Annotated in this window: 3 protein-coding genes and 1 pseudogene; all 4 read left to right on the forward strand. The window is 75.1% G+C overall.

The window, feature by feature from the left end; genetic code table 11:
* Window positions 1–565 (forward strand): ABC transporter ATP-binding protein (locus DQW85_RS24805; RefSeq protein ID WP_162795346.1); only part of this gene is annotated, 565 nt, incomplete at its 5' end.
* Window positions 558–1,379 (forward strand): ATP-binding cassette domain-containing protein, encoded by an 822-nt coding sequence (locus tag DQW85_RS24810; RefSeq protein WP_240197406.1) that lies wholly within the window; start codon window positions 558–560, stop codon window positions 1,377–1,379. The genes DQW85_RS24805 and DQW85_RS24810, both read left to right, overlap by 8 nt.
* Complete coding sequence (locus tag DQW85_RS24815) at window positions 1,376–2,557, forward strand: M20 family metallopeptidase (protein WP_113702411.1); 1,182 nt, start codon at window positions 1,376–1,378, stop codon at window positions 2,555–2,557. The genes DQW85_RS24810 and DQW85_RS24815 overlap by 4 nt, the downstream gene beginning before the upstream one ends.
* A 47-nt stretch (window positions 2,558–2,604) precedes the next feature.
* A pseudogene (locus DQW85_RS24820) lies at window positions 2,605–2,805 on the forward strand (aldehyde dehydrogenase family protein); the annotation flags it as partial.

Genomic DNA, 2,805 nt, shown 5'->3' on the forward strand with positions numbered 1-2,805 from the left:
CCGGGCCCGCGAGCGCGCCGTCGAGCTGCTCGGCCGGGTCCGGCTGCCCCGGCCCGAGCAGCTCGCCCGCGCCTACCCCCACCAGCTCTCGGGCGGGCAGCGGCAGCGCGTCATGCTCGCCATCGCCCTGGCCAACGGGCCGGAGCTGCTCATCTGCGACGAGCCCACCACCGCGCTCGACGTGACCGTCCAGAGACAGATGCTGGACCTCATCGCCGAGGTCGCCCCGGCGCTGCTGTTCATCACCCACGACCTCGCCGTGGTCGCCTCGGTCTGCGAGCGCGTCCTCGTCATGTACGGCGGGCGGGTCGTCGAGTCCGGCCCGATCCGGGAGGTGTTCGCCCGCCCCCGCCACCGCTACACCGAGGGCCTGCTGGCCGCCTCCCGGCTGACGCCGCGCGGCACCCGGCTGCCCACCATCCAGGGGAACGTCCCGGCCGCCGGCAGCTTCCCCCACGGCTGCGTCTTCCGCAACCGGTGCCGGCACGCCACCCCGGCCTGCGAGGCCGAACCCGCGCTGACAGGAGACGGCCATGCCTTCGCATGCTGGCACCCCCATGAGTGAGCTCGCGGGCGGAGAGAGCGACCCCGACGGCCGGGCGATGATCGAGGCGCGCGACGTCACCCGCGTCTACCGCCGCCCCCGTACCTCCCTGACCAGGCCGGGCGAGGCCGTGCACGCACTGAAGGGCGTCTCGCTCACCGTGCGGCGGGGCGAGCGCTTCGGCGTCGTCGGCGAGTCCGGCTCGGGCAAGTCGACGCTGCTGCGGCTGCTGTGCGCGCTCGACCAGCCCACCAGCGGTTCCATCAGGTTCGAGGGGCGGGAGCTGACCGGCCTGCCCGAGCGGCGGCTGAGGTTCCTGCGGCACAGCCTGCAGGTCGTCTTCCAGGACCCGATGAGCTCCCTCGACCCGCGGATGAAGGTACGCGACCTCGTCGCCGAGCCGCTCGTCGCCCTCGGCGAGCCCGTCGGCGGCCGGGTCGCCGAACTTCTGGACGAGGTCGGCCTGCCCGCCTCGGCCGCCGGCCACTACCCGCACCAGTTCTCCGGCGGGCAGCGGCAGCGCATCGCCATCGCCCGCGCCCTCGCGCCGCGGCCCAAGGTGCTGGTCGCCGACGAACCGGTCAGCGCCCTCGACGTGTCGGTACGCGGCCAGATCCTCAACCTGCTGGCCGACCTGGTCGACGAGCTCGGCCTGACCCTCGTCTTCGTCTCGCACGACCTGTCCGTGGTCCGCCACGTGTGCGAGACGGTCGCGGTCATGAACGACGGCGAGATCGTGGAGACCGGCCCCGTGGACGACGTCTGGGCCGGGCCGCGCCACCCCTACACGCGCGCCCTGCTGCGGGCCGTGCCGACCCTGGAGGGACTGCTGTGATCGAGGTCGACGCCGGCGGAGTGGTGGAGTTCACGCAGGCCCTGGTGCGCGTCCCGAGCACCAACGACCCCGCCCGCGGGCGCTCCGAGCAGCCCGCCGCCGACCTCGTCGCCGCGAAGATGCGCGAGTGGGGCTGGGAGCCGCGCGTCTACGAGGCGGCGCCCGGCCGGCCGAACGTGGTCGCCGTCGTCGAGGGCGGAGGCGGCGACGGGCCGACCCTCATGTTCGAGGGGCACACCGACGTGGTGACCGAGGGCGACCTGTCGAGCTGGACCGTCGACCCGTTCGGCGGGGAGATCCGCGACGGCAGGCTGTGGGGGCGCGGCAGCGCCGACATGAAGTCGGGCCTGGCCGCCGCCCTCTACGCCACCCGGGCGCTGCAGCTCGCCGGGCCCTTCCCCGGCCGGATCAAGGTGTGCGCGCTCGCGGACGAGGAGGGGCTGATGATCGGCGCCCACCACTTCGTCGCCGAGGGGCTGGCGGCCGGCGTGGACGGTGCCATCGTGGCCGAGCCGGAGGCGGGGGAGATCTGCGCGGTCGCCAAGGGGGCGCTGCGGCTGCGCGTCGACTTCACCGGCAAGATGGCGCACGGCGCGATGCCGCGGCATGGCCGCAACCCCGTCCAGGCCGTGGGCTCCCTGCTGGCCGCGCTGCCGGCGCTGGAGAGCGAACTGCAGGAGCTGCACCCGGCGCACGAGCACCTCGGCGAGGTGTACGTGACGCCCACCGTGGTGCGGGCCGGCAGCGAGGAGCAGGTCAACGTCATCCCCGCCGTCGCCTCCGTCTTCGTGGACGTCCGCACCGTCCCCGGGGTGGGGCACCAGGACATCGCCGACCGGGTGGCCGCGCTCGCCGCGTTCGACGGGATCGCGGCCGAGGTGGCGATCCTGGTGGACCGGCCGCCGGTGGAGGTGCCCGTGGACGACCCGGTCGTGGCCGCGCTCGCCGCCGCCCACCGCGCGGTGACCGGCGCCGAGCCCGTCTACGGCGGGGTGCCCGGCTCGACCGACGGCACCGTGCTCACCCACTGGGGCGGCGTCCCGTCCGTCGTGTACGGGCCGGGCGGCAAGTGGATCGCGCACCAGGCGGACGAGTACGTGGAGGTGGCGGAGATCGTCCAGTGCACCCGCGTCTTCGCCGAGGCGGCCCGCCGCTTCCTGACCCGGGAGCCGTCATGACGGCGGGGGCGCCGCCCGAGACCGGGGAGCCTTACAGGGGGAGTAGCTTGATCTTCCGCGACTTCGCGGGCTCCTGGCCGTCCGGGCTGCCCGTCGGGACCGGATGGATGGAGACGGCCGCCACCCGCGACGTCGTCTTCCCGTACGACGGCTCCCTGGTGACGGCCGCGCCGCTCGGCACCGCCGAGCTGGCCGGGCGGGCCCTGGACGAGGCGGTCGCGGTCGCCCCGGCCATGGCCGCGCTGCCC

It is taken from the genome of Nonomuraea lactucae (assembly GCF_003313395.1).
Lineage (GTDB): Bacteria > Actinomycetota > Actinomycetes > Streptosporangiales > Streptosporangiaceae > Nonomuraea > Nonomuraea lactucae.